Source organism: Chryseobacterium sp. UF-81, assembly GCF_058245105.1.
This window is the reverse complement of record NZ_JBSIBX010000001.1, coordinates 465,413-492,010: the sequence shown is the minus strand read 5'-3', so window position 1 is coordinate 492,010 and position 26,598 is coordinate 465,413. Positions and strand designations below refer to the sequence as shown.

The following is a 26,598-nucleotide window of genomic DNA, read 5'->3' as shown; positions in this document are numbered from 1 at the left end:
TGAACATACAAAACGTTCAGGCTGTTCTCTGATGATATGACATTTCACATCATTATACTTTTTGCACGTATTTTACTGGTCAATTATATAAAGCAGTTTTGGGAATTCTGTACCTGATGACCACATGTTGGTTATTTTTTCGGTTACCAGGAAGTATTTTTTCGTTTTAATGTATTAAATTTTATTAATGATTAGCGGAAACTTTTCTTCCATTTACCTATTGTATTTCTGCTAAGATTAAATTCTTCTGCTAGCTGCGTATTATTTAATTTATTTGCTTTCTGATAGTCTAATATTTGCAGTACTGTAGGCTTGCTATAAGAACGCAATTTTTGATTAAATTTAAATGTTTCAGCATTTGTATTATCAAAAATAATATTGTTTACCTTGATGATATCCAAACTGGACAATTCCTTCTTACCCAGTATACCCTGACATGCAGACCTTTTGTGAGGATATTTTTTTGAAATAATATCTTCGTAAATTAACTTATAATTTGGGGCTATATTATTCATATTGTATTAAAATTATTAATTCATTATTTAACCTGAATTCGGGATAAAAAGATTAAGTATAATAGGCTGGAAGTTGGAAGAGAGAGGCTGGAAGTTACTATTAGCCTTACAATCTCTGATGTTGTCGTAAAATTTGATGAAGCAGTCTTAAAAAAAATAATAAATTACGGGTTGTAAGTGGCTTTTTCAACCTCAACTCACTTCCCTCTCCCAGCTCCCGGCTTCTTTACTTATTAAAAACAGAAATCTCTTAACCTACTCATTTTATTAAAAACTTATTTCTGTTATTGCACCTATGAAATGGGCTAATCTCATTCTGCTTTCTTCCTTATTTGCTGGTTTTTATTATATTTTGCTATCCATTTATAAAGTGTGGTTTTAGGAATCCGGTATTCATCTATAATCTGTTTTTTTGTTTTTTCACGTGAATTGATGAGCTCTAAAATAAAACCAATGACTTCTGCTGTATAGATATTTTTTCTAAATCGGGGCAGCTGGGAAACATTTTTTTCAACTTCGCCTGTACTCCTTTTAGATGGAGGTGAGAATAATATCAGGTATTGGGTATAGAGTCTGAAGAAATCATATTCCAGCAATTTACTCCAACTCAACAAAATATTTGTTGGCAAATCTTTCTGCAGGAACATTTCTTCCACCTCTTCCACACTGCATTTCATGAAATTACAGATGCGGGAAGTTTCCATATCAAGCTCAATGGTTTTCTGTTTAATTAATGACCCTATATGAATGTTTTTTAAGCTATGACTCATATCAATAATTTTTTATTTTTAATTTCTTTAAATATTAACAACACCTGAGAGTTCGGGATAAGAAAATTAAGATTAATGTGCCGGAAGCTGGAAGAGGGAGGCTTGAAGTTACTATTGGGCTGATAGTTTCTTAAAATTGAATTAATGAGTCTTAAAAAAATTGATAAAACCGGAGTATCGTTATTTTTCACGACCTTAATAACTTCCCTCTTCCAGCTTCAGGCTTCCTTACCTTATTAAAATCCCGAACTCAGGTTAACAACACTAAACATTTACTCTATTATTTACTAAAGTAATGTTAGTCAGCAAGATCATAGAATTTCAAAAAAGAAAATCAGCAGGGAAACTGATTTTCTTTAGATTGCCTCTGCATTATGCCATTCCTCATCATTTATTTGGTTTTTAGAATCTTTTGAACTATGGTACTGCAGTATACATTACGGAAACATGACAGCCCGCTTCTCTGTAGTATCCGCTTTTAGCCATCGCTGTTGCCAGATTAAAAGTATCTCCTGCATTTAATTTGATTGTTGTGGCTATAAAAGTGGATCCGCTTGAATCTCTCCGTCTGCTTCCTTCAAAGTTTATATTTACATTTCCTGCAGTCAACCCCATTCCTATACCTTTAGTTCCAGACACGTAATCTGCTAATTTCTGAAACATATTTACGTAAACTTGTGGTATACCTGATGAAGCAACATTAAGCTCTTTCTCAGGAATATCTGAAAAGCTTGCCCGCACATCGAAGGTATATAAACCCGTTTTATTCACCATAAATTTTCCCGGATCCACTCTGGTGATATATTCATTATTGATATGATCCGTTGCTTCAAACCAAAGTGGATTCACTGTATTGGAGCCTGTCTTCCATGAGGTAGAAGTTCCTCTGGCATACAAAACGTTCGATGGAATCTTAAGGTCAGATACAAAACCATCTGTAATCAAGCGTACCCATTTTCCGTTACTTATAGTTCCGGAGGCTGCAGGATTGGAAAAATAGTAAAACCCGGGCGTTACAGCTACCTGCTTCCCTTCATTTATCATGGTATTTCCGGTACCGTAGTTATAAACCATCATTCCATCAAAATCTGATAATATCTGAACATTATTGATGACTGACACATCAAACTTAAACTTCGTAAGATCAACTCTGGGAAATCCCAGTCCTTTTCCAATATTGTTCTCATAATTGTTAAATTTACTTGCATCCATAAAAAAATTGGAATTCGATAGTGTATTTTCAACATTCTGATTGGTCCCAATCTGCGCCTTTACAGAGTAAAATGCAAGCATAAGGATAATGCATGATATTATTTTCTTCATTTGTTATTTATTTTTTTGATTAATTATAATTTAAAATCCTGCTATCTGATACCATCTGATCCCATCACTATGAAACAGGATAGATCTTGTTGTCAGTAAAGAAACTGCTATCTGGTTGGTATTATATGCTTCCTGGAATGTAAATCCAAATGCTGCATCAGCACTATTCCTTATTGAGACGGTTCTGTCCTTGTAAGCATTTGCCAGAGGCATTAAGAGATTCCCATTTGAAATGCTGAATTCAAAAAAATTAATACCCTGCTGGTTATTATTTGCCGACATATCAAAACTGCCGGAAGAAAGGTTAGTCATTACTTTGAATGGAGCCTGTGGAACAGTTGTGCTTCCTCCATTCAACTTCACCCATTTACCTAAAGACTCATCAAAATAATAGAAACCAACCGAGTCAACATCAGAAGCCTGTCCGGTAGCCGAACCTGTAGTGATTTCATTAACATAGATAAGTGTGGAATGCTTAACCTGGGACATATTCAGTGCCCTTTCCCTGTCCACCCTGGGAATCAGTAACCCGTCAATATTCTTCGTTGTCCCCGATACATTTTTCGACTGAATGTCTAGTGTAGCCTGGGGATTTGTTGTATTAATTCCCACCTGAGAATAAACTGCTGTGGAAGAAAACCACATGGATAATAAAAATAATTTGTTCATTACTTGGATTTTTTATTTCCCTACAAAAGGACAAAATATTCTTAATACCCTTGCTACAAAATGCTACGTATTAGATACTTAAGCATCATAAAAAGATCGCAAAACCCTGTCTTTCAACACAAAACAACGGGCCGGAATTATTGTTCTGAGTTTCCCATATTTTGAATCCAGAGATAAATATCAGTCCGTGCAGGAATATTCAGCTTTTTACGGATATTATATTTGCGGGTCTGAACGGTTCGGGGTGAGGTAAAGGTAAATTCGGCAATATCCTTGGTAGAAAAATTAAGAAATAAAAAAGTGCAGAATTTAAGCTCAGTAGTTTTCAATCCGGGAGAAGTTAAAAGCAGCCTGCTTACGAACTCAGGGTAAACTTCCTGAAAACGGATAAAAAATTCAGGATGATTTTCTTTAGCCAAGTAAACAACTTCTTCAAAGCAATTATTGATCTTTTTCTGCATTTCTTTTGCCTCTTGCTCTTTCTCCAGAAGACGCTGCTCTTTTTCCATAAGCTCGGATTCTCTAGCTTTTTTATCATTCAGCACTACCTTATAAGCCAGGTATATGCAAAGAAGAATGATTAATATAGAAATACTGACCAGCAAACAGACCTTATTCGTCTGCTTTCTCTGCTCATCGTCCTTTTCATCAAGGATATTATGAATGACAAAATCCATAATCTTTGCATTTTCCCGGGTAAGGCTGTCATTTAGCTTTATATATTTATTCAGGTATTCTTTTTCCTTTTCAGGTCTGTTCATAGCAGCATAAACTTCCGCGAGAAGTTGATATTGATCCTTTATATCTGCTGAATGGTTTTGTTTTTTGTTATATCGGATGGCTTCATTTATAAAATGCAAGGCCTTTTCGTATTCTTTCTTTTCATAAGCAAGCTTTCCTGATGCATACCAAAGGTATTTCTTATTAGGATGGTGGCATTTTTCCAGTATCTGCGCTGCGCTATGAATATGTACTTCTGCAGAATCTACTTTTTTCTGTTTTAAGAATAAGATGGCCAAGCTAATGTGAGCTGAACTGAAGCTATAATGGTTAAAATCTTTCTGTATTTTGCTTTGCTTTTCATACCCTGCAATACAAAGCCGATGATAATATAGGCTGGAGTCAATATCATTTTTATCTCCATACAGGCTTCCGAGTTTTAGATAAGAAATATTCAGGTATTCTAACCGATACTCTTCGTCCGGAATTTTATGGGAGAGCTTTATTTTTTCTAAAAACTCTTCCTTTGCTTTGTCATAGAGCTTCATTTCTCTATATATGCTGGCAAGGATGTTTTTGATATCTGCCTTCAAAGTATAATCATTTTCAGGAATATACTTCTCCCCTATTTTAGCATACTTTAAGCTTTCATTATACATATTAAGATATAATAAAGGATAGGCAATATAAATATTTCCCTCGGCTATCCCCTTGGAATATTTTTTTTCTTTTGCCAAGGCCAAAGCCTGGCGGGCGGTCTTTATGGCAGCAACCGGCTGGTCCTGGTAAGCCAGCTCTGCTGAAACATCCAGCAGGCTGTCTACCCTTTGCATTTCGGATCTGGACTGACCGGAAACAAAAACTGATAACGTAAGAAAGAACAGATAAAAGGATAATTTCATTGGTGATAAAATATGAAGACTAATATATCAGATTTACAAATAATCCAAAATATTGAGACTGTTTAATTTCTCTTTTATAAAAAATCCTGTTCTCTAATGAAAGCTGTATTATAATTGGAAGCAGTAATAGGAGATATACTATTGAATGTACTCTTATGGTACCATTTATATCCAGTATTTCCGTAGATTGTTGTGTATTAATACCTACTTGAGTGAACTTAAGCAAGCAGATACCGGCTGCAGCTGTTACCATTAATTTTTTCATTGTTTATGTTGTTTTCATTCTGTTGCTGCAAAACTAAGAAAGGAACTCTGCAGTCCTAGTATAGGGCAGTACGTATTGGATACGTATTGAAATAAAAGAAATAAAATATTAAAAATCAATATTTTAAAATAAATAATCATTCAAATGCAGTAGAAATGCAGTGTAAAATCACAAGAACTAAATCTTTAAAATTGAAAAAACATAGATTCTTGTTACCAATCATGATCTAAACTCTCATAAAAATCAAGACAGGGTGAAGAAAAATAAAAAATATTGATTGATAAGCAACATATTGCAACTAAATCAAAGAAACTATATATAGAAGACAACCATGATATTAACAAATTTTCTCCAGAAAAAAGAAAATCAGCAGGGAAACTGATTTTCTTTAGATGGCCACTACATTTTATCTTTTCATCATTTATTAAATTTTTTTAGAATATTATTCTAATAATTCTTATTTTAATCGTTTTACAGACATTTGAGTAATAGGACCTGAACCTGTACTGCCTGAACTTAAATACCTGATAGTCACATCTTTTGTATTATGTAATCTGAAAGAATATGTATGAGAAGCTACCATAGGAATAGAGGTAATCAAAGTATAAGTTTGTAAACTTACACCATTAGCTGCACTTCCAGACATATAAACATCATTAACACGTGCTACCCAACCACCAATTGTATCGTCCCATATACCTAACACTGGAGCGGTAGGTGTAGTACCTTCATTAGTTGTTGTTAACTGTCCATTCATGATTACCTGATATACTCCATCAGCAGCAACTTTAAATGAATTAGTTGACGGTGAGCCTGTATACAGGTTTTCATTATCTACAATTTCATTATTTAAACTTCCTATGGCAACCGGAATACCTCCATTAGTGCCAAAAACAGTAAAATCGGAAGTCATTTGTACAATAATTTCCTGCGCCACCAAAAATTGTCCATTCACTGCAATGACCGTTCCTGTAGAACTGGGAACCCCTGCAAGGTTTTGCCATGTAGGAGCAGTACCTGGTCCGTTAGACTTGAGCACCTGCCCGGCAATCCCCGGCGACCCGGCCGTAGAAGCATCTCCTCCTACATTCAGCTCATTCACGACCTGTAACGATCCATTGACATGCAACATTTTTTGAGGAGTTGTCGTGTTAATCCCTACATTACCAGCTTGAGCAAACATAACTGAGGAGATACCGGCTGCACCTATAGCCATTAATTTTTTCATTTTTTTCATTGTCTATATTTTATTTGCTGCGAAGCTAATAAAAGGACATCGCAAACCTACAATAAGACAATACGTATTAGATACGTATTAAAATAAAAGGAAATAACATACTAAAAAACAAAACTTTAAAAGAAAAAACTAAACGAATGCAGTAGAAATGAAGTGGAAGAATCGTGAGAAAATAAATCTCTACAATTGGAAAAGCAGAAGTTTCCGTTACAAACAATGACGTAAACTGTGAATAAAAAACTAAAACAGGGAAAAGAAAATGGAAAAGTGATTTTTTAATTTGGCATCAGAACTTTCGCCCGATGATAGCATAAGAAGAATAGGCATGGAAATAATTTTATTGATCATAAAATATAAAGGCTAATATAGGTTATTTACCAATAACCCCTAATATTGGGACTGCTTAATTTTTATTTTATAAAAATCCATCTCTCTCAACCACACATTAACAACCATATTGTTGATGGTAGACGCAATTAATTTTCCTCGTTCACCAATATTCAGTCTTATTTGATTATTACTAGTCCGAATTTCTTGATTCGTCGATTTGATTTCTACAGCTAGCTTTCTTAAACTCTGTACTGCTTTTATTATAAGATTAAATTCTTTTTTCATGATGTGTTTGTTTAATTTATAACTGTAAATTTTTATTTTTTTTAATAATCTGTTTTTAATTACTTACATATAGCCCATATCAGCTACAATACAAAAGAGTACGGAAATTGACAAAAAGAAAACCAGCAGGGAAACTGATTTTCTTCAGATAACTTATGGAATTAGCATTCTTTATCATCATTGAAAAGTTTTTAGAGATTTTTTTTATGATCATATTGCAAAATCTGTAGTTAATAATTACATACTACTATTGTAGGGACAACATATCTCATATTTTTTGCGACGGCAACAACAAAAAAATCCTCAGATTAATCCTTTTGTTTTTATCTATTTTGATTTCCACTTAATTAGTCTGCTTTACTTTATCAATAGTATAAATAACAAATAATCCGGCATTAGGAAAATAAGTAGGCTTGTCATCAAAAGAATCGCTAATCTGACCATTAGCATAGGTCAGCGTATGTCCTGATCCAGCACTACATCCAGAGGCATTTGCCAGTTTTTCAAGTGGTTGTCCAAAAACAGACTGGTTGCTTGCTAAAGTAACTGCAGAATATGAGGTTGTGCCTTGTGTCGCTCTTCCCTGTAATGTAGCCCCTAAGTAGGACGTCCCTATAAAATAAATTGTAAAATCCACCATTACTCCATTACATGCCCCCACAGATGTTCCTGTAATTTTAGTAAGATATCCGTTTTCTAGAGTTAAAGGGATGGTTTGGGTATGGGTAGGAGCCATAGGACTAAATCCCAGATACGTATTATAAGATGAAATAGAAGTTTCTTTGGCAAGCACTCCAAGCTCATTGACTCCTAACCTGTACATCAGTGCGTCTTTCTGAACATCTGGAACGAGTCTGAACCTCGCATTACCATTCACATCCAGTGTTTCAGTAGGTTGTTGCGTATTGATACCTACCTGAGAGAACATCAGTGAAGAAATACCCGCTACCCCTGCTAACATTAATTGTTTCATTTTTTTCATTGTCTATATTTGTTATTTATTCTATTTGCTGCAAAGCTAGGAAAGGACCTTCACAGTCCTATCAAAAGATGATTCGTATTGGATACGTATTTAATCAAAAATAAATAACACACTAATAACCAATATGTTTAAATGAAAATTATACAAATGCAGTAGAAACAAAGTGGAAGAATCGTGAGAAAATAAATCTCTACAATTGGAAAAGCAGAAGTTCCCGTTACAAACAATGATGTAAACAGTCAATAAGAAAATTAAGACAGGGAAAAGAAAATGGAAAAGTGATTTTTAATTTGGATCAGAACTTTCGCTCGATCACATAATCCAGCATAAGATGTAATGATTTCTTAGGCTCAGAATCCGGAAATTCATTAAGAATATCTTTAGCCTTCTGTTGGAAATCTTTCATTACTTTTATGGCATAATCCATACCTCCGGAATTTTTGACAAAGTCTATAAGCTCCTTAACCCGTTTCGGATCGTTATTGTAACGTTTGATGGTATTGAAGTAATATTTACGCTCTTTTTCGCCGGCTATTTTTAAAGTATGGATCAAAGGAAGAGTCATTTTTTGCTCTTTAATATCAATTCCTACAGGTTTCCCGATGACATTGGAACTCAGATAATCAAAAAGGTCATCCTTGATCTGGAAAGCCATCCCGGTATAGGTCCCGAAATTCATCATCTTTTTGGCCAGAGTTTCATCTGCATTATTGGAGAGAACACCAATTTCACAGCAAGCCGCAATCAGTGTCGCAGTCTTCTGGCGGATAATCTCATAATAAACATCTTCGGTAATATCCAGCTTCCTGGCTTTTTCAAGTTGCAAAAGCTCACCTTCGGACATTTCACGGATAGTTCTTGAAATAACACCTAAAAGATCATAATCCTTATGGTCTGTGGAAAGCAATACGGATTTTGACAAAAGATAATCTCCTACCAAAACCGCAATTTTATTTTTCCATAAAGCGTTGATTGAAAAGAAATTACGTCGCTTAAAGCTTTCATCCACCACATCATCATGTACAAGAGTTGCGGTGTGGATCAGCTCGATCATGGAGGCTCCGCGGTAGGTTTTTTCATTAACGTCACCTATCAGCTTTGCGCAAAGGAATACGAACATAGGACGCATCTGTTTTCCTTTAGTAGTAACAATAAAACGGGTTACTTTATCCAATAAAGGCACTTTGCTCTGCATCGATTCATAAAACTTCTGCTCGAAAAGCTTCATTTCCTCATTGATCGGTCGTTTGATTTCTTCTACGATGTTTGCCAAAATCTGTGAATGAAAGGTAAATACTAATTAATTCTCACAAAGATAATTTTTTTCACGCAATTTCAGGACAAAATTAATCTCTGAGTTCTTCATTTGGAATAAAATAAAGTGAAGGCTGTGCACTTCCCAATCCAGACCTGAATTTTTCCCCTGAAATATAGATTCCTGATTCATTAACTGCAATACCTTCAATCTGACCTACTGCCAAAGCACTGCCCAGATAATAATGCTTTGGCTTTTCTTTAAAAAAAATGCCGGATTCCGTTTCCGTAAAAATATTAAGAAAGACTTCCGTTTTCTTGGTATAGCCTACCAGATACAGCTTTCTGTCAAAATAAGCAGCATCGGTTACCACAAAGTTGGTTTTGTAAGATTCTGTTCTTTCTGCTTTCTGCGGTTCGGATATCTCAGGATCAATGATATAATGGGAAGTTGATTTTGATTTCCATTCTTTGGTAAACAGGTGCAGCTTTCCATTGAGATAGATCATCGCTTCCGCATCAAAATCATTGGCAGTATATTTTGGAATGAATTCTGTCTGTTCCGGATAATAAAACGATATTTTCGTAATGGAATCGTTCTTGGGTTCATTCATAAAAGGTAATTTATAAATTTCCAGATCTCTTCTGGTTCCCCCGTTATTTCCGATATCTCCAATATAAAAGTTCTTTCCGTCATTAGTCAAAGCCTCCCAGTCTTTGTTTTTAGCATTGATTGTGAATGTATTTCTGATATTGCCCGAAGCTTCATCCAGTTCAAAAAGTTCCGGAGCATTGCCGCTGTCATTGAATGTATACAGCTTACCGTTCAGAATACTCAGCCCTGATGTTTCCTGAATTTTATCCTCTAAATAACCGACTCTGTATTTCCTTATTTTCAAGAAGTCTGTCTGTTGCGAAAACGAAGATTGAAAAATGACAATAGCAGTAAAAAGAAGGAGTTTTTTCATAAGGCAAAGGTAAATGTTTGCGGATGATTGGGAAAGTTGAGATATATTTTGTTTAAGAACCACCCCGTCAAAAATTCTTTGAATTTTCGCCACCCCACCAAAGGAGGGGAATTTGGGTACTACGATTTCTAGTTGTCGGAATAAAGACCGGTAATTTTCAAAAACCTAAGTGTACTTCTCTACTATATGCATTAGTAACTTAAAATAAACTAACGTGTTAAAAAAATTGCGTTTTTGTAATTAAGATATAAATACATATCATGAATACATCATGCTGATTCTGCTTTTTGTTTCTGTTTTTTAGCCTGGCTTTTTAAATAATTTTTCTGATATTGTCTTACTGTTTTTCCCGTACCATCATGTCTCCAACCTGGAGAATTAAAAATATAATTGATGCGGTCGGAAAATTTCAGTCCCGGCTGTCTGATGTCTTTCCAGATTTTTCTCCATTCATAAAGAAGAACAGTGTCTGGCTTATTGTCCGGCATTTTTGGATAAATTCCATATTTTACGGGTACATCCGGATCTTCTTTTTCGAAAGTTCCGAATATTTTATCCCAGATGATGAGGCACATACCCATATTTCTGTCCAGATATTTGATGTTACAGGCATGATGTACCCTATGATGTGAAGGAGTTACCAGAATATATTCCAGGATTCCCAGTTTTTTTACAGTCTGTGTATGCACCCATGTTCCATACACCTGCCCAATGGCATAAACCACCATAATATGCCACGGATTAAAGCCTAAAAAAGCAAGCGGCGAAAAATAAAGATACCGGTAAAGCGGTTGCAGTACGGGACTTCTGAATCCTGTTGTAAGGTTAAAATACTCTGAATTGTGGTGGGTAATATGAACCGCCCAGAACGCTCTGGAGTGATGATCCACATAATGCAGCACATAATAGGCAAAATCTGTGATGGTAAAACAGATGAGCCAGTACCAAACGGTAAAATCCCAGGTAAAAAGCCTGTGATTGTAAAAGAAAAACATAACTCCCATGGCAAAAGCCTTCATGACCAGGTCCAGCCCGAAATTCATTAAGGCAAGATATACGCTCGTGGCTACATCTTTTCCGTTGTACAGCTTTGCTTCAGAAACATGACTGTAAATCATTTCAGCCAAAATAACGGCAGCATGAAACGGAATAGCCCATGCGTAAACGTTCTCCAAACCGTCCTCGCCCATAAAGAAGTCCATAGTAAACTTTTTACTTTATGTAAAGGTAGGATTTTAGGAAATTTTTAAGGAAATTTTTCGTTTTTTTAAGGAAATTTTAATCAGCTGTTTTATTGGCAAGCTGCCCACAGGCCGCATCGATGTCTCCACCACGGCTTTTTCTGATCATTACAGTGATTCCTGCATTTTCCAACTGGCGTACATAATTTTCTTCTGCCTGCTTGTTGCATTGGTCATATTTTCCGTCCCCGATAGGGTTATATTGAATCAGATTCACTTTGGAAGGAACCTGTTTGCAATATCTGATCAGCGCTTTGATATCTTCATCCCCATCATTAATACCTTTCCATACACAGTATTCAAAAGTAATGACAGAGCCTGTTTTCTGATACCAATACTGAAGCGCCTCCATGATATCCGTCAATGGGAATTTATCCGAGAAAGGCATAATCTCGTTCCGTTTGGACTCAATAGCAGAGTGAAGCGAAAGTGCCAGTTTTACACGGAGCTCATCGTCTGCCAGCATTTTGATCATCTTTGGAATTCCGGATGTAGAAACGGTAATTCTTCTTGGTGACATGCCCAGACCTTCCGGCTGGGTAATTTTTCTGATGGCTTCCACTACATTTTTGTAATTCATCATCGGCTCTCCCATTCCCATAAAAACGATATTGGAAAGCGGTCTGTTGAAATACATTTTACTTTGGCTGTCAATCAGAGCCACCTGGTCTACGATCTCTGCTACTTCGAGATTTCTCATTCTTTTGAGCCTTGCCGTTGCACAGAATTCGCAGTTTAATGAACATCCAACCTGGGACGAAACGCAGGCCGTCGTTCTTGTTTCTGTAGGAATAAGAACAGATTCCACCAGCAGACCGTCGTGAAGTTTCACCCCGTTTTTGATGGTTCCGTCTGTACTTCTCTGAAGCTGATCTACAGAGACAGGATTAATGGTATATTCTTCGGAAATTTTTTCGCGGAGAGATTTCGAAAGATTCGTCATTTCATCAATCGAATGGAGGTTTTTACTCCATAACCAGTCATAAACCTGCTTCGCACGAAACGGTTTTTCCCCTAAAGTCAAAAAATAGTCTTTAAGCTGGTCTAGTGATAAAACGCGGATATCTTTCAAAATAGTAGTGATTATAGATTTTAAATTATAAATTTTAGATTAAAATCCTTTACAGAAGTTGGGGACTCAATCTAAAATTTATAATCTATAATTTAAAATTAATTACAAAATAAGCATGGCGTCACCATAAGAATAGAATTTATACTTTTCTTTTACGGCTTCTTCATAAGCATGCATGATGAAATCTTTTCCGGCAAACGCAGCAATCATCATCAGTAATGTTGATTTCGGCGTGTGGAAGTTGGTGATCATTGAATTGGCTACTCCAAAATCGTGAGGCGGATAAATGAATTTATTCGTCCAACCATTGAATGCAGAAATCTTTTTGTTTGAAGAAACGGAAGTTTCCAATGCTCTCATCGTTGTAGTACCTACTGCACAGACTCTTCTGTGGGCATCTACCGCTTTATTGATGATGTCAGCATTTTTCTCATCAATAATGATTTCTTCAGACTCCATTTTGTGTTTAGAAAGATCTTCTACCTCGATCGGGTTGAAAGTTCCCAAACCAACGTGAAGCGTTACTTCAGCAAAATCAATTCCTTTGATCTCCAGTTTCTTCATCAAATGCTTGGAGAAGTGAAGCCCTGCTGTAGGGGCAGCAACCGCTCCCTCAACTTTTGCATAGATCGTCTGGTATCTTTCCGCATCTTCCGGCTCTACGGCTCTTTTGATATATTTTGGAAGTGGAGTTTCACCTAATTCCTTCAGTTTTGTTCTGAATTCGTCATAAGAACCATCGAATAAGAATCTCAATGTTCTTCCTCTTGAAGTGGTATTATCGATCACCTCAGCTACCAAAGATTCATCTTCAGTAAAGAATAATTTGTTACCGATTCTGATTTTTCTTGCAGGATCTACAAGAACATCCCATACTCTGGTTTCTTTATCCAGCTCTCTTAAAAGGAAAACTTCAATTTTAGCGCCTGTTTTTTCCTTATTTCCATAAAGACGTGCAGGGAAAACTTTAGTATTATTGAAAATGAATAGATCTTTCTCTTCGAAATAATCCACAACATCTTTAAACAGCTTATGCTCAATGGTCTGTGTTTTTCTGTTAAGAACCATTAGTTTGGCTTCGTCTCTGTGTTCAGATGGGTGTTCTGCCAATAATTCCGCAGGAAGATCAAAATTAAAATCTGATGTTTTCATTTTTTTAAATTACGGTTTAAAAATTATTCAAATTACAAGTGTAATTTCGGAGTGCAAATATACAACATTCAATACCCCTTTGTCAAGTATTATTTAAATCAAATTGAAAACCGGGATTCTACGGTGATCTATGAGCGAAAAAAAAGATTATTTTTGGAAATATTAAAAAAATTTACACTATGAGCAAATATTCATTGGAAGCTTTCGTCAACGAAACTAAAGAAAATCCACAACAGAGAGATTATTTTGAGCTGGAAACTCCTCATATGCTGGAAATCAACCTCAACAATCAGGCAGTTTGGACCAAAAGAGGAAGTATGGTAGGCTATGTAGGAGGCATTAATTTCGAAAGACAGGGAATGCTGGCAGGAGGTATCGGCAATCTTTTAAAGAAAGCGATCAGCGGCGAAGGAAGCAAGCTGATGAAAGCTGAAGGAAACGGTAAACTGTATGTGGCAGATGCCGGAAAGAAAGTACGTATCCTGTATCTGAACAATGAATCGGTTTGTGTGAACGGAAATGATGTTCTTGCCCACGAACAGACTGTAAAAAGTGATATCACCATGCTAAAAAGCGTTGCCGGAATGATGGCCGGCGGTCTTTTCCAGGTAAAACTTTCCGGAACCGGACATATCGCCATAACAACGCACGGCGAACCATTGACTCTTATGGTAACTCCGGACAACCCCGTTTTTACGGATCCTAATGCTACAGTGGCATGGTCAGGAAACTTAAGTCCTGATCTGAAAACCAATGTTTCTTTCAAAAGTCTTATCGGAAGAGGAAGCGGGGAAGAATTCCAGATGAAGTTTTCAGGAAACGGATGGGTACTGATCCAGCCGTACGAAGAAGTATATTTCACAGAAAAATAATATTAAAAATTGATGATTATAAACGGCTGTTCCTCATAACTGGACAGCCGTTTTTATGCTCAAACTGGGTCTCAGATTCCCGGATCTACAGCCCAAAACCAAGGGCTAATACGCCTATTCCACAACTTTTTAATATATTTAAGAAAAAATTTTAATGGACACCACCTCTTCACGCAGAAACTTTATTAAAACTGCTGCCCTGGCAAGCTTTGGGGCGTTGGTTTTACCTAATTCTTTATTTGCCTATTCCAATGATTTCAAATCAGATAAAAAAATCCGTGTAGGTTTTATCGGTGTAGGACTCCGCGGGCAGGAACATGTAAAGCTGCTGGCAAAACGCAGTGACGTAGAAATTGTAGCTTTTGCAGATCCGGATCAACGAATGCTTCTGGCTTCTCAGAAAATACTGAAAGACAATAATAAATCCGCGGCCCAGGAATTTTCAAACGGTGATTATGACTATCGGAATCTTTTAAAGTTAAAAACCATAGATGCTGTCGTTATTGCCACTCCATGGGAATGGCATCTTCCACAGGGAACGGAAGCGATGAGAGCAAAAAAGATCGTAGGAATGGAGGTTTCCGGAGCAATAAAGCTTCAGGACTGCTGGGAATTTGTAAAGGTATATGAAGAAACAAAAGTTCCTATTTTCATGATGGAAAATGTTTGTTACCGCAGGGATGTCATGGCTGTTCTGAATATGGTCCGTAAAGGGATGTTCGGCGAGCTGGTTCACGGAAGGGGCGGTTATCAGCACGATCTGAGAGGGGTTCTTTTTAATGACGGCGTTACGCCCTACAATTCGGGTGCTGAATTCGGGGAGAAAGGTTTCAGCGAGGCTCACTGGAGAACGGAACATTATGTAAAACGCAACGGAGAGCTTTACCCAACACATGGATTGGGGCCTGTAGCAGTGATGATGGACATCAACCGTGGCAACCGCCTGACGAGGCTTTCATCATTCTCTTCAAAATCTGTCGGGCTGCACAAATATATCGTGGAGCATCCTAAAGGCGGCGAAAATCATCCGAATGCCAAAGCAAAATTCAACCAGGGAGATATTGTCACCACACAGATTGCCTGTGCCAATGGCGAAACTATTCTTTTAACCCATGATACAAGTTTACAGAGACCTTATGATCTTGGATTCCGGGTACAGGGAACGGAAGGCTTGTGGCAGGATTTCGGATGGGGAGATTTCAACCAGGGACATATTTATTTTGAAAAAACGATGAATCACAGCCACCGGTGGGAAAATACAGAAAAATGGATGAAAGAGTTTGACCACCCGATCTGGAAAAAATTTGAAGATACAGCGGCAGGCGCAGGCCATGGCGGAATGGATTTCTTTGTAATGAATACCTTTATCGAATGTATCAAACGAAATATTGAATTCCCTATGGATGTGTATGACCTTGCTTTATGGTATTCTATCACTCCGCTGAGCGAAGAATCTATTGCTAAAGGAGGCCAGGCTGTTGATATTCCGGATTTCACCAACGGAAAATGGAAAACCCGTAAACCTGTATTTGGAATGACCGATGAATTCTAAAAAAACACTGCTCATATTAGCCGGAGGCCTGGGAAGCCGCTACAAAGGCCTGAAACAGATAGACGGAATATTGGATAACGGCTCACCTATCCTGGAATATTCCATATATGATGCATTGGAAGCCGGTTTCAGTAAAGTTGTTATTATTGTGAACAGGCTGATCCCTCAAAGCTATATTGACAGATTAAATACCATATCCGGCAAAGCAGGCTTTCAACTTCACTGGGTGTATCAGGAAAATGAAAGCTTTTTAGCTCAGGATTTTGATATTTCACAGCGGCAAAAGCCTTGGGGAACTGGACATGCCGTACTTTGTGCAAAAGGTAAAGTACCGGAACCTTTTGTTATGATCAATGCAGATGATTTTTATGGAAAAGAAGCGTATCAGCTGGCCGCTGAAGAAATTGATACCCATATTTCAGGATCGCGGTTCGGAATGGCTGCCTATCCGGTAGAATCTACTTTAAGCGGAAATGGAAATGTCGCCCGGGGAATATGTACTTTAGACGCTGACAGTTATCTCGTAAAAATAGAGGAACAGACTTCTATCCGGAAAAAAGGAAACCTGATCATATATACAGAAAAAGCAAAGGATATAGAAATAGCTCCAGATACGCTGGTATCTATGAATTTTTTCATTTTTCATCCGGCAATTTTTGATGCTCTTGAAATGTATTTTAATGATTTCATAAAGTCGGATCCGGAGCCCACGCAGGAGTTTTACATTCCTTCTGCCGTGCAAAAAATGATTGATGAGAAAAAGGCAAAGGTATTGGTAAAAGTTTCTCCCTCGCAATGGATGGGTGTAACCTATGCAGATGATAAAAGCAGTATTAAAGATTTTCTGGCATCAGAGATCAAAAACAACAGATATCCTGAAGATTTATGGAATTAAAACAAATTGTGACCGGGTTTACCGGAACTGAAAACTGTACGGTCACTCCTATCACCAACGGACTGATCAATACAACCTATTTAGTGGAAAACCATGATTCTGAGGAAAAATTCATCCTTCAAAAGATCAATACTCAGATTTTTCCGTTCCCTGAGATCATCAGCCTGAATCATCTTTTGATCAACGGGATGCTGGAAAACGAAAACTATCCGCTGCAGCTGGTAAAACCGAAAAGAGCTTTATCTGGTGATTTTATTATGAAAGATGAAGAGGGAGAATCATGGAGAATGCTGAGCTTTATTGAAAATACGAGGACTTTATTTAAGATTCCCGATATCAAAACCGCTTATGAATCGGCAAAGGCTGTAGGGTGTTTTTTAAGTATGGTCAATCCCGAACATCTTCCGGATATTCAGCCTCCGATTCCTGATTTTATTAATTTTGAAAAAAGAATCCTGGATTACCAGGCCTCTTTACAATATGCAAATGAAGATCTGCTGAAAAACGCTGAGCTGGAAATCAGGACAATGAACGAGCTTCTTTTTCTTCCGCAAAAATGGATTGAAATGGAAAAAAACGGTCTGTTGCCCAAAAGAATTGTACACGGAGATCCTAATGTAAGGAATATTCTTTTTGATGAAAATTCAAAACCCTTGGCTGTTATTGATCTGGATACGGTAACGGTTTCCACAATCCTGTATGATTTCGGCGACATGGCGAGGTCTTATACCAATACTTTGGATGAGGACAATGGAAGAGCCGAAAACAATTTTAACCCTCAAATTTACAGAACCGTAAGAGACGGATTTCTGTTGTATTTGAAAGATAAACTGACTTTTGAAGAGCTTGAAAACCTTGATTATGCTGCGAAAACCGTTATTTATATTCAGGCAATCCGTTTTCTGACTGATTATCTGAATGGAAGTACTTATTATTCAACACAATATGCTGCACACAATCTGGACAGGACCAGAAATCAGCTGGAGCTGCTAAAAGGGCTGAGAAAATATTTGAAAGATGATTAATCTGCGAGAACAAAATTTATTTCAAGAAATCTAAAATCTTCTTCCATTCTTCCAATTTTACATCAAAAGATACGGTATGAAGAGGGCTTGTGGAAGGAAGCTGAAAAATGGGTAATCTAAAGTTTTTCCCTAAAAGCTTCTGCAGGTTTTTGTACGATTTCCCTCCATTACAGAAAATAGCTTTAATGCTGGAATGCTCCTCCAGAAGTTCAGCAATTTGGTTGGCTTCCTCATTTTTGATCTCAGAATCCAGGCTTCCTTTTCTTTCACAGGAGTCAATGACATCCCAGACTGCTATATGATTTTTCTTTAAAATATTCAGCCGTTCAGTATAATCTTCAGTAAACTTTTCATTGAACAGTTCAAAAATAATAGCCCAGAATTTATTTTGCGGATGCGCATAATACTGTTGTTTCTCCAAAGATCTGACACCGGGAATTGAGCCCAGAATTAAAATTTCAGACTGATGATCAATTATTGGCGGAAATGAGGAAATTCTGTTTTGCATACTCAAATATATAAAATTTGGCTAAAGCCTCTCAAATCTGAAAACAAAAAGCGGGCTAAAGCCCGCTCCTATTGATATTTTAAGGAATAATTTAATCTATTTTCATTATTCACTTTTAATTTTTAATTATAAAGTTTCCTTCAGCCAGTCGAAGAATTCTCTCTGCCATACCAATCCGTTTTGCGGATGAAGTACCCAGTGGTTTTCGTTCGGGAAATAGACTAATTTAGTTTTCAATCCTCTTAATTTAGCTGCCTGAAAAGCTTCCTGCCCCTGCTCGTAAGGTACACGGAAATCGATTCCTCCCTGAACAATCATGATTGGCTTGTTCCATTTTTCAACAAAATTGCTTGGATTGAATTCCGTATAGGCTTTTGGAAGCGGCTTTTCCCATGGAGAGCCAAGGTCCCAGTTGGCAAACCAAAGCTCTTCGGTAGTAAGGTACCAGGATTTCATATCAAATAATCCATCATGGGCGATGAACGTTTTGAATCTGTTTTCGTGGGTTCCTGCTAACATAAATACACTGTATCCTCCATAGCTTGCTCCTACTGCTGCTACTCTTTCGCCGTCTACATAAGGTAATGTTTTCGCAAAATCGGTTGCTGCCAGATAGTCTCTCATCGGCTGTCCACCCCAGTCTTTAGAGATTTCTTCGTTCCATTTTGTTCCCCACCCCGGCATTCCTCTTCTGTTTGGAGCCACTACGATGTATCCGTTGGCTGCCATCAGAGAGAAGTTCCATCTTGTACTGAAATACTGTGTCAGTGCAGATTGCGGACCTCCCTGGCAATATACCAGTGTAGGGTATTTTTTATTCGGATCAAAGTTGGGTGGGTAGTGGAACCATACGCCCATTTCTTTTCCATCCGTTGTTTTAACCATTTTCAGCTCAGATTTCCCCTGTGCCAGTTTAGCATAAGCTTCTTTATTGGCTTCGGTCACCTGCTTCATTTCCCCGTTTTTCACGTTGACAGAAAATAATTCTGTTGCGTGGTTAACGTCTGTTCTTCCTACCAGAAGTGAAGTTTTATTGTCGGTAAAGATTTCGTTAACGTCAAAATCCCCTTTTGTTATCTGCTGTACTTTTGCTGCTTTAGGGTCTAAAGAGAAAAGCTGTTTTGTACCTCTGAATGCTGCTGTAAAATAGATGGTTTTTGAATCACCGCTCCAGAATACATCTCCGGAAACACTTTCATCCCATCCCGCAGTAAGATTGGTTGTTTTTCCGGACTTCCAGTCCATGATTTTTACATCATTTTTATCCGCTTCATACCCATCTCTGGCCATGCTTTGCCAAACCAGTGATTTTCCGTCCGGACTGAACTTTGGGTTTACATCGTATCCTTTATTGGATTCTGTAATATTCTTTGTAGTTCCTGAAGCCAGATCGTACGCAAAGATATCTGTGTTGGTGCTTGTGGAATATTCTTTTCCGCTTTTAGGTTTTGTAACATATAAAAGCTGTGAAGAATCCGGGCTCCAGATAAAATCTTCCGCTCCTCCGAAAGGTCTTTGGGGAGAATCCCAGGTTTTACCTTCCAGAAGATCTTTTGCAGATTCTGCCTTGTCTGTGGCATTCACTACGAATACGTGGTTGTACTTCCCTTCATTGAAATAATCCCAGTGCCTGTGATTCAGATCTGTATATACCTGGGCTGTCGTTTTAGGGGTATCGCTGTATTTGTCTTTTCCCATCAGCTTTTCTACCAGAACCTGTTTGCTGAACGCAATTTTTTTACCGTCCGGAGAGATCACAATATTGTCTACTTCTCCGATGGTGTAAAATTCTGACCAGGTTTTCCCGTTATCTTTTGAAAGGAAAATCTTATCTCCTTCCTGAGCATAAATCCCGTTTTTATCCCACTGAATAAGGGCTTTTTTACCGAAATCTATTTTGGAAGACTGGTTATTAAGAACATTGAGAAAGTAGTTCTCACTTTTTGTTTTTTCTGTTTTCAGATCTACTTGTCCCACTTTATAAATCAGTGAAGACTGATCCGGTGAAACGGCCTGTACTCCTACCTTTTTCAAAGTCCAGAGAATTTCAGGCGTCATTAACTGTTGTGCATTCATTAAGAGCGGAGCTGCCAGGGCCAGCAGACTGTACTTAAATTTCATATGTTGATATTCATTTTTTAACGGAACTATAGAATCTTACTGATTTCATCCCGTTTGTTTTATTTAATTCAAAGATGACCAAAGTTAATACTTAAAATCCCAATGGACGAAAGAATTAACAAGAAAATTCCATTTCACAATTGAGGTGTGCTTTACAGGAAAACACCTATTTTTTAAAGATGGGTATTTTCCCTCTTCTTTCACTGACCTGAAATCCTGAATTTTACCTGAGTGAAATCAACAGAATCGTGATTTTATGACAGCATAAACAGCAGTTCATAATTGACTCGGTTTTTATTAATTAACCATTTAAAATTTACATCATGAGTACATTAGAAACAGGCGATTTTAAAGCAACCCAAGTAGATGCAGGAGCAGCTAATCTTTGGCACATTCACAAAGACCATTTGAAATATGGCTCGATTCAGGCAACAAGAGTCGATTTTAAAGGTAGAACTCTGGAGAAAATCATGGCTAAAATTGCCGAAAATGCTCCTACGAATGCTCCTTATATCCAGACCCCGGCACAGGTTCAGACTTACGAAGAATGTATAGATTGGATTAATGAGAATTATTCTTAAAAACAGATCGGCTGTCTCAATGAGACAGCCGATTTTGTTTGCTATATTTTTTACTATTAATCCCCGTCTGAAAACATGGAATTGGCCAGTGAAGTTACAAAGGACAGCAGCACACTGAAAATAAGTGCCCACCAGAAGCCGTCTACGACCATACTGTCTATAAAATAATCTGCGATCAAAATAATCAATGCATTGATTACTAAGGCAAACAGTCCTAATGTAATGATTGTAAGCGGAAGCCCTAAAAGTCCTAAAATAGGTTTTACAAAAATATTTAATACCCCCAGTACGATGGCAAAAATGATGGCCGAAGAAAATCCTTCGAAATGTACCCCCGGAAGCACCTTAGTCAAAAGGTATGCAACGATTGCTGTAATGAACAGCCTGATAATTAAGTTCATATTATTATTTTTTAATGTTATGGTATTTACGTTGCAAATCCTGTTCCATTCACGCCTAAAAAAAGCCGGTAATTCCTGTATTTACGGAATATTTTGATGGCTGCATTTCTATTTATTTGATCCTCATCATGGTTACCAATGAAGTCGCCACATGACTTTCCGAACCGGTACTTTCATCAAGGACGTAAATTTCAGTCCTCACCACGATAATCTTTGCTCCACCTTTTACAACATAGGACCTCGATATGAGGGCATCTCCCAATGCAGGGCGAAGATAGTTCACCTTCAGTTCAACAGTCACTACATAACAGTCGTCTTTATAGTGGCTTACCGAAGCATATCCTGAAGAAACATCCACCAGAGAGGCAATCATAGCACCATTGAACATTCCGGCTTTACGGGTCATCATTTCCATTTTGGGAATTTTGATGGAGACGAAATCGGTGTCTACTTCCAGCAGTTCGGCATTGTAAAATTTCAGCGTTTCTGAGCGGCCGAAGCTGTCTGTCATGAGTTTCTTTTTTTCCGGAGTCATGAATATATATTTTAATCTGAATGGAATACAAAGTACACAAATGTTTTTCAGAAATGCCAGAAAATTTGGAATAAGTTTACTTCTTAATGCTGGAACTTCAAAATTCGACAGGTTTTTAACCACAAAAGTCACAAAAGTTTTTTGAACACTTAAGTATTTTTTTTAGTTAAATATATTGCGCATAAGAGTACACTTAAGTTTCTATGAAAGTCTTTGATTTTCATGACACCTGTTGTTAATTGGACAATTATTCCCATCCTCTGGAGGGGTGGCGAAAATCCACAGAATTTTTGACGGGGTGGTTTCCAAAAAACAGTTACAAAAAATAGTAGCTTTGCACAAACAGCCATCCATATGACTACAACAAAGATTTTCCTATTTTTAAGCCTCCTTCTATGCTGTATTTCACAGGCACAGACGCTGCATCTGTACGGAGGTTCCAACCAGGATCAATATTTGGGCTGCTTGAATTGTGATACTTTTGATAAAAATTCGATCTGGAATCCATACAGTGATTATGGAAATGTACTCAGTTCAAAATCTATTTGGAACGGTTATGGAAACTATGGAAGTTCATACAGCACCTATTCTCCGTGGAGCAGTTATGCTTCTTATCCACCAGCAATTGTTGATCAGGATGGTAACTTTTTCGGTTATCTGACTTTAAACACTTACAAATCGGAAAGGTCCGAGCTTGAGCTGGCGCAAATCTTGTGTACATACCATGATGCTATCAGGAAAGACCTCAGTGGCTGGTATGATAAACTATTCCGCTAAACCTTAAGAAAGCTGCACCTGAAAATCTTCTCCAAGTGCTAAAATTCCTTCTGTTAAGGCTTCAGAGTGTGCAGTGAATCCTTTCAGTTTTGAAGTTTTCCCTTTTAAAACCAAGTCCAAGAGTTGTTTGTCCGAAAGCTTTTTGCCGAAAATATCAAAAGTAATTTTGAACCCGCAGTTTTTGAAATCTGAGCATCCTACAGCTGCTTTTCCTTTGATCAGATGATGGTCTTTACATTTCGGACATTGGGTTTCTTCCCAGGACTGAAGTTCTTTTTTTACGGCAGGCTCGCGTTTTTTCTTTTCTTTGACTTCCTCTTTTTCTTCGTATAATGTAATTACTTTTCCTTTTCCATACACGACCTTTTCAGTCAGTTCCGTTACCATCTGAATCAGTTCTTCCTTAAACTGGTTGGCTTCATATTCTCCTTTTTCAATCTTACGAAGTTTTGACTCCCATTCTCCGGTTAATTCGGGGCTTTTCAACAGTTCGTCCTCAATGGTATCGATCAGCTGAATTCCGGTTTGAGTGGCGATCAGATTTTTCCTTTTCTTCTCAATATATTTCCTTTTGAAAAGGGTTTCGATGATATTGGCACGGGTAGAAGGTCTTCCGATCCCGTTATTTTTAAGGAGTTCGCGCAGTTCTTCGTCTTCAACCTGTTTTCCGGCGGTTTCCATCGCTCTCAGCAAAGTTGCTTCAGTGTATGGTTTGGGTGGTGTGGTTTTCCCCTGATGGATCATCGGGTCGTGCGGACCGGTTTCTCCAACGGTAAATTCAGGAATGGTTTGTTCTTCTTCCTTTTCTTTTTCCTTATCTGTAGATTCTTCTTTGGGCTCTTTTGCATACACCACTCTCCATCCCGGCTCCAGAACCTGCCTCCCACTTGTTTTGAAAGGAATAGTGCCTACTTTACCTTCTACCAGGGTATTTGAAATTTTACATTCAGGATAAAAAACAGAGATAAAACGTTTTGCAATCAGGTCATACACTAACTTCTCTTCTCTGCTCAGGTTTTGAGAAGGCGGAACCTCTGTAGGGATAATCGCATGGTGATCGGTCACTTTCGTATCATCAAAAACTGCTTTTGACTTAGGAATCGGCGCTTCCAGCAATGGGGAAACCAGATCCTGATAAAAATGCATTTTCCGGAGAATGCCTTCTATTTTCGGATACAGACTCTCGGATAGATAAGTGGTATCCACACGCGGATAAGTCACATGCTTTTTTTCGTACAGACTCTGGATGTAATTTAAGGTATTTTCTGCGGAGTAGCCATATTTTTTGTTGGCTTCTACCTGAAGTCCCGTCAGATCGAAAAGTCTTGGATTCTTTTCTTTTCCTTCTTTAATTTCAAAAGAGACAATTTCAAAAGGGTTCAGTTTAAGATATTCAAGTCCTTTTTCGGCACGGTCTAATGTTTTTAACCTGTCGATCGCTGCATTGAAAATTACGTCACGGTACTTGGTTTTGAGTTCCCAATATTCTTCGGTATTGAATGCATCGATTTCCTTCTGACGCTGAACCAACATAGCCAAAGTAGGCGTCTGCACTCTCCCGATGGAAAGAACTGCTTTATTACCACCAAACTTCTTGGTAAATAACCTCGTTGCATTGATTCCCAACAGCCAGTCACCAATCGCTCTTGCATTTCCTGCCAGGTACAGATTTTTATACTCTTCAGCCGGTTTCAGGTTGTCAAAACCTTCTTTAATGGCTTCTTCAGTAAGGGACGAAATCCATAAACGCTGAATGGGCTTGTTGCATTTTGCTTTCTGTAAAACCCATCGCTGGATCAATTCTCCCTCCTGCCCGGCATCACCACAGTTAATGACTTCCTCACATTCTTCCACTAATCGTTCAATGACCTTGAACTGGTTTTCTACACCTTTGTTTGGAATTAATTTGATTCCGAAACTGGCTGGAATTATGGGTAATAAAAACAAATTCCAGGATTTGTACTGAGGACCATAATCGTGAGGTTCCTTTAAGGTACAAAGGTGCCCGAATGTCCATGTCACACAGTATCCGTTACCTTCCATATAGCCCTGTTTAGGCGTGGTAGCACCTAATACTTTGGCGATATCTCTGGCAACACTGGGCTTTTCGGCAATACAAAGTTTCATGAATTCGGGATTATTGAAGGGGGACAAAAGTCGGGATTTTTTTTGGATTTTGCTAATTTAGCCAGGAGTTAAAATCGGCTATTGAGAAATAGTACCATGCAGAATTATAAGGTATCAGTACTTATCATTATCCTGATTATTGGATGATAGTAATAAATAAATTAGTCTTCATCAGTAAATATTAACAAAATTTAAAACAAATTAATCCACTGAAAAACAAATGATTAAAAATTAATAAAACAAAAACCATTAAAAAAGTCTATAGTTTTAGTGGACTAATAAAAATATATGTTCTATATTTGCACCCGTATTCAGGAAAAGAAAAATAAAATGATACAAGGATTTAAACATCAGCCAATGAAGAAACAGACCATCAAAACTATGATGATGTGCAACTGTATGCTTATGCATCAAAAATCCTGTGGCTGACCTTATTTTATATTACATATTTCTAAAGGCCTTACCACGTTGTAGGGCCTTTTTATTTTAATACACATCACAAAAACATAAAGAATGAGCACTTCTAAAAACAGCTGGCTGGTGCCGGTAGCATTTATCAATATTTACGTAATCTGGGGAATTACATTCCTCGCTATTTCATTTGGTCTGAAAGGGTTTCCTCCTTTTATTCTTTCCGGATTCCGTTTCCTGGCGGCCGGACTTCTGATGATCGGCTGGCTGCTTGCTAAGGGTGAAAAAGCCAATTCTCTGATCAACTGGAAAAAGAATGCCATCACAGGAATACTTATTCTTACCGGCGGAACAGGACTTGTTGCCTGGGGCGAACAGTATGTATCGGCTTCTGAAGCGGCGATCGCCATTGCAACGGGACCTTTCTGGTTCATTGCTATTGATAAGAAGAACTGGAAGTATTATTTTTCAGATAAATTTATCCCGATTGGACTGGTCATCGGATTTGCAGGCTTAATCTTATTCCTGAACGGAAGTGTTTCCAGCGCACATCATACAGCGGTGGACGGAAATCTGCGAATCACAGCATTCATTGTACTGGCGTTAAGCTCAGTGGCCTGGGTGCTGGGATCTTTATATTCGAAGAAAAATCCGGCTTCACAGTCTACATTTATGAATATAGCACAGCAGCTTATCACAGCAGGCGTTGTCGCTTTTATTATTGCCGCATTCAGAAAAGAATGGCACGGTTTTTCATTCTCCAATGTTCCGATATCGGCATGGGCGGGTATTCTGTTCCTGGTATTCTTCGGATCTGTAGTCGCTTATTTATCTTATATATGGCTGCTTTCTGTAAAACCTGCAGCTTTGGTAAGCACGCATACTTATATCAACCCTATTGTTACAGTACTGGCAGGCTGGATTGTAGCCGGCCAAACCATTAACGGAAGCCAGCTGTACGGATTGTCCGTGATATTACTCGGAGTTTTGCTCACCAATGTTACCAAGTATTTCAGACTTTCAAAAAGGTCAAAAGTGAAGATAAGAAGACTGAAACGGTTTTTCAATAAGACCACGCAACCGTATCAGCCTATTTAAAAATTAAATC

The 26,598-nt window shown here is 37.8% G+C and carries 25 protein-coding genes; 7 read left to right on the top strand and 18 right to left on the bottom strand.

Features of this window, described 5'->3' with window-relative positions; all coding sequences use genetic code 11:
- Nucleotides 1-191: 191 nt before the first annotated feature.
- The 13 genes from AC4IFE_RS02325 to queA all read right to left on the bottom strand — a co-directional run bounded on the left by AC4IFE_RS02325 (nt 192) and on the right by queA (nt 13,685).
- Nucleotides 192-515 carry a helix-turn-helix domain-containing protein gene (locus tag AC4IFE_RS02325; RefSeq protein ID WP_490754548.1) on the bottom strand — a complete coding sequence of 108 codons (324 nt, stop codon included), beginning with the start codon at nt 513-515 and terminating at the stop codon, nt 192-194.
- A gap of 311 nt (nt 516-826) precedes the next feature.
- Complete coding sequence (locus tag AC4IFE_RS02320; RefSeq protein WP_490754546.1) at nt 827-1,285, bottom strand: transposase; 459 nt, start codon at nt 1,283-1,285, stop codon at nt 827-829.
- A gap of 417 nt (nt 1,286-1,702) precedes the next feature.
- Nucleotides 1,703-2,608: a hypothetical protein gene (locus AC4IFE_RS02315; protein WP_490754544.1), complete on the bottom strand. Its 906-nt coding sequence runs from the start codon at nt 2,606-2,608 to the stop codon at nt 1,703-1,705.
- A gap of 30 nt (nt 2,609-2,638) precedes the next feature.
- Nucleotides 2,639-3,277: a phage tail-like protein gene (locus AC4IFE_RS02310; RefSeq protein ID WP_490754543.1), complete on the bottom strand. Its 639-nt coding sequence runs from the start codon at nt 3,275-3,277 to the stop codon at nt 2,639-2,641.
- Nucleotides 3,278-3,414: 137 nt separating this feature from the next.
- Nucleotides 3,415-4,899 (bottom strand): tetratricopeptide repeat protein, encoded by a 1,485-nt coding sequence (locus tag AC4IFE_RS02305; protein ID WP_490754541.1) that lies wholly within the window; start codon nt 4,897-4,899, stop codon nt 3,415-3,417.
- 722 nt (nt 4,900-5,621) lie between these two features.
- Nucleotides 5,622-6,380, bottom strand: a complete 759-nt coding sequence (locus AC4IFE_RS02300) for a hypothetical protein (protein WP_490754540.1) — start codon at nt 6,378-6,380, stop codon at nt 5,622-5,624.
- A gap of 408 nt (nt 6,381-6,788) precedes the next feature.
- On the bottom strand, nt 6,789-7,016 hold the full coding sequence (locus tag AC4IFE_RS02295) for a hypothetical protein (RefSeq protein WP_490754538.1): 228 nt from the start codon (nt 7,014-7,016) through the stop codon (nt 6,789-6,791).
- A gap of 343 nt (nt 7,017-7,359) precedes the next feature.
- Nucleotides 7,360-7,989 (bottom strand): hypothetical protein, encoded by a 630-nt coding sequence (locus AC4IFE_RS02290; RefSeq protein WP_490754536.1) that lies wholly within the window; start codon nt 7,987-7,989, stop codon nt 7,360-7,362.
- Between the two features lie 304 nt (nt 7,990-8,293).
- Nucleotides 8,294-9,271: a polyprenyl synthetase family protein gene (locus AC4IFE_RS02285; protein ID WP_490754534.1), complete on the bottom strand. Its 978-nt coding sequence runs from the start codon at nt 9,269-9,271 to the stop codon at nt 8,294-8,296.
- Nucleotides 9,272-9,344: 73 nt separating this feature from the next.
- A complete protein-coding gene (locus tag AC4IFE_RS02280; RefSeq protein ID WP_490754533.1) occupies nt 9,345-10,220 on the bottom strand; it encodes a hypothetical protein in 876 nt (291 codons plus the stop codon).
- Between the two features lie 269 nt (nt 10,221-10,489).
- Complete coding sequence (locus AC4IFE_RS02275) at nt 10,490-11,422, bottom strand: sterol desaturase family protein (protein ID WP_490754531.1); 933 nt, start codon at nt 11,420-11,422, stop codon at nt 10,490-10,492.
- 76 nt (nt 11,423-11,498) lie between these two features.
- Nucleotides 11,499-12,533 (bottom strand): dual-specificity RNA methyltransferase RlmN, encoded by a 1,035-nt coding sequence (gene rlmN, locus AC4IFE_RS02270; protein WP_111954525.1) that lies wholly within the window; start codon nt 12,531-12,533, stop codon nt 11,499-11,501.
- 102 nt (nt 12,534-12,635) lie between these two features.
- Nucleotides 12,636-13,685, bottom strand: coding sequence for a tRNA preQ1(34) S-adenosylmethionine ribosyltransferase-isomerase QueA (gene queA, locus AC4IFE_RS02265; RefSeq protein ID WP_490754530.1), 1,050 nt, complete (start codon nt 13,683-13,685; stop codon nt 12,636-12,638).
- Nucleotides 13,686-13,864: 179 nt separating this feature from the next.
- On the opposite strand from queA, the gene AC4IFE_RS02260 reads away from it, so the two are divergent.
- From AC4IFE_RS02260 to AC4IFE_RS02245, 4 genes are all read left to right on the top strand, one after another.
- The gene (locus tag AC4IFE_RS02260) at nt 13,865-14,557 is read left to right on the top strand and encodes an AIM24 family protein (RefSeq protein ID WP_490754528.1); all 693 of its coding nucleotides are present in this window, start codon (nt 13,865-13,867) and stop codon (nt 14,555-14,557) included.
- Nucleotides 14,558-14,711: 154 nt separating this feature from the next.
- Nucleotides 14,712-16,109, top strand: coding sequence for a Gfo/Idh/MocA family protein (locus AC4IFE_RS02255; protein WP_490754526.1), 1,398 nt, complete (start codon nt 14,712-14,714; stop codon nt 16,107-16,109).
- A complete protein-coding gene (locus tag AC4IFE_RS02250; RefSeq protein ID WP_490754524.1) occupies nt 16,099-17,004 on the top strand; it encodes a sugar phosphate nucleotidyltransferase in 906 nt (301 codons plus the stop codon). The genes AC4IFE_RS02255 and AC4IFE_RS02250 overlap by 11 nt, the downstream gene beginning before the upstream one ends.
- A complete protein-coding gene (locus AC4IFE_RS02245; RefSeq protein WP_490754522.1) occupies nt 16,995-18,029 on the top strand; it encodes a phosphotransferase enzyme family protein in 1,035 nt (344 codons plus the stop codon). The genes AC4IFE_RS02250 and AC4IFE_RS02245 overlap by 10 nt, the downstream gene beginning before the upstream one ends.
- A 16-nt stretch (nt 18,030-18,045) precedes the next feature.
- Here AC4IFE_RS02245 and AC4IFE_RS02240 read toward each other — a convergent pair whose 3' ends face one another.
- Both AC4IFE_RS02240 and AC4IFE_RS02235 read right to left on the bottom strand, forming a co-directional pair.
- Nucleotides 18,046-18,537, bottom strand: a complete 492-nt coding sequence (locus AC4IFE_RS02240) for a DNA-deoxyinosine glycosylase (protein ID WP_490754520.1) — start codon at nt 18,535-18,537, stop codon at nt 18,046-18,048.
- 126 nt (nt 18,538-18,663) lie between these two features.
- Nucleotides 18,664-20,658, bottom strand: a complete 1,995-nt coding sequence (locus tag AC4IFE_RS02235) for a S9 family peptidase (protein ID WP_490754519.1) — start codon at nt 20,656-20,658, stop codon at nt 18,664-18,666.
- A gap of 323 nt (nt 20,659-20,981) precedes the next feature.
- Between AC4IFE_RS02235 and AC4IFE_RS02230 the strand changes: the two genes are divergently transcribed.
- The gene (locus tag AC4IFE_RS02230; RefSeq protein ID WP_490754518.1) at nt 20,982-21,239 is read left to right on the top strand and encodes a hypothetical protein; all 258 of its coding nucleotides are present in this window, start codon (nt 20,982-20,984) and stop codon (nt 21,237-21,239) included.
- Nucleotides 21,240-21,295: 56 nt separating this feature from the next.
- Here the strand turns inward: AC4IFE_RS02230 and AC4IFE_RS02225 are convergent, their stop codons facing one another.
- Entirely contained in the window at nt 21,296-21,640 is a 345-nt protein-coding gene (locus AC4IFE_RS02225; RefSeq protein ID WP_111954513.1) for a phage holin family protein, read from the bottom strand.
- A 112-nt stretch (nt 21,641-21,752) separates the two neighbouring features.
- On the bottom strand, nt 21,753-22,175 hold the full coding sequence (locus AC4IFE_RS02220; protein ID WP_490754517.1) for a PaaI family thioesterase: 423 nt from the start codon (nt 22,173-22,175) through the stop codon (nt 21,753-21,755).
- 354 nt (nt 22,176-22,529) lie between these two features.
- Here AC4IFE_RS02220 and AC4IFE_RS02215 point away from each other — a divergent pair, with 354 nt between their 5' ends.
- On the top strand, nt 22,530-22,952 hold the full coding sequence (locus AC4IFE_RS02215; protein WP_490754515.1) for a hypothetical protein: 423 nt from the start codon (nt 22,530-22,532) through the stop codon (nt 22,950-22,952).
- 3 nt (nt 22,953-22,955) lie between these two features.
- On the opposite strand, the gene AC4IFE_RS02210 is transcribed toward AC4IFE_RS02215, so the two are convergent.
- Complete coding sequence (locus AC4IFE_RS02210) at nt 22,956-25,079, bottom strand: type IA DNA topoisomerase (protein WP_490754514.1); 2,124 nt, start codon at nt 25,077-25,079, stop codon at nt 22,956-22,958.
- 513 nt (nt 25,080-25,592) lie between these two features.
- Here AC4IFE_RS02210 and AC4IFE_RS02205 point away from each other — a divergent pair.
- A complete protein-coding gene (locus AC4IFE_RS02205) occupies nt 25,593-26,588 on the top strand; it encodes an EamA family transporter (protein WP_490754512.1) in 996 nt (331 codons plus the stop codon).
- The last annotated feature ends 10 nt before the right edge of the window (nt 26,589-26,598 follow it).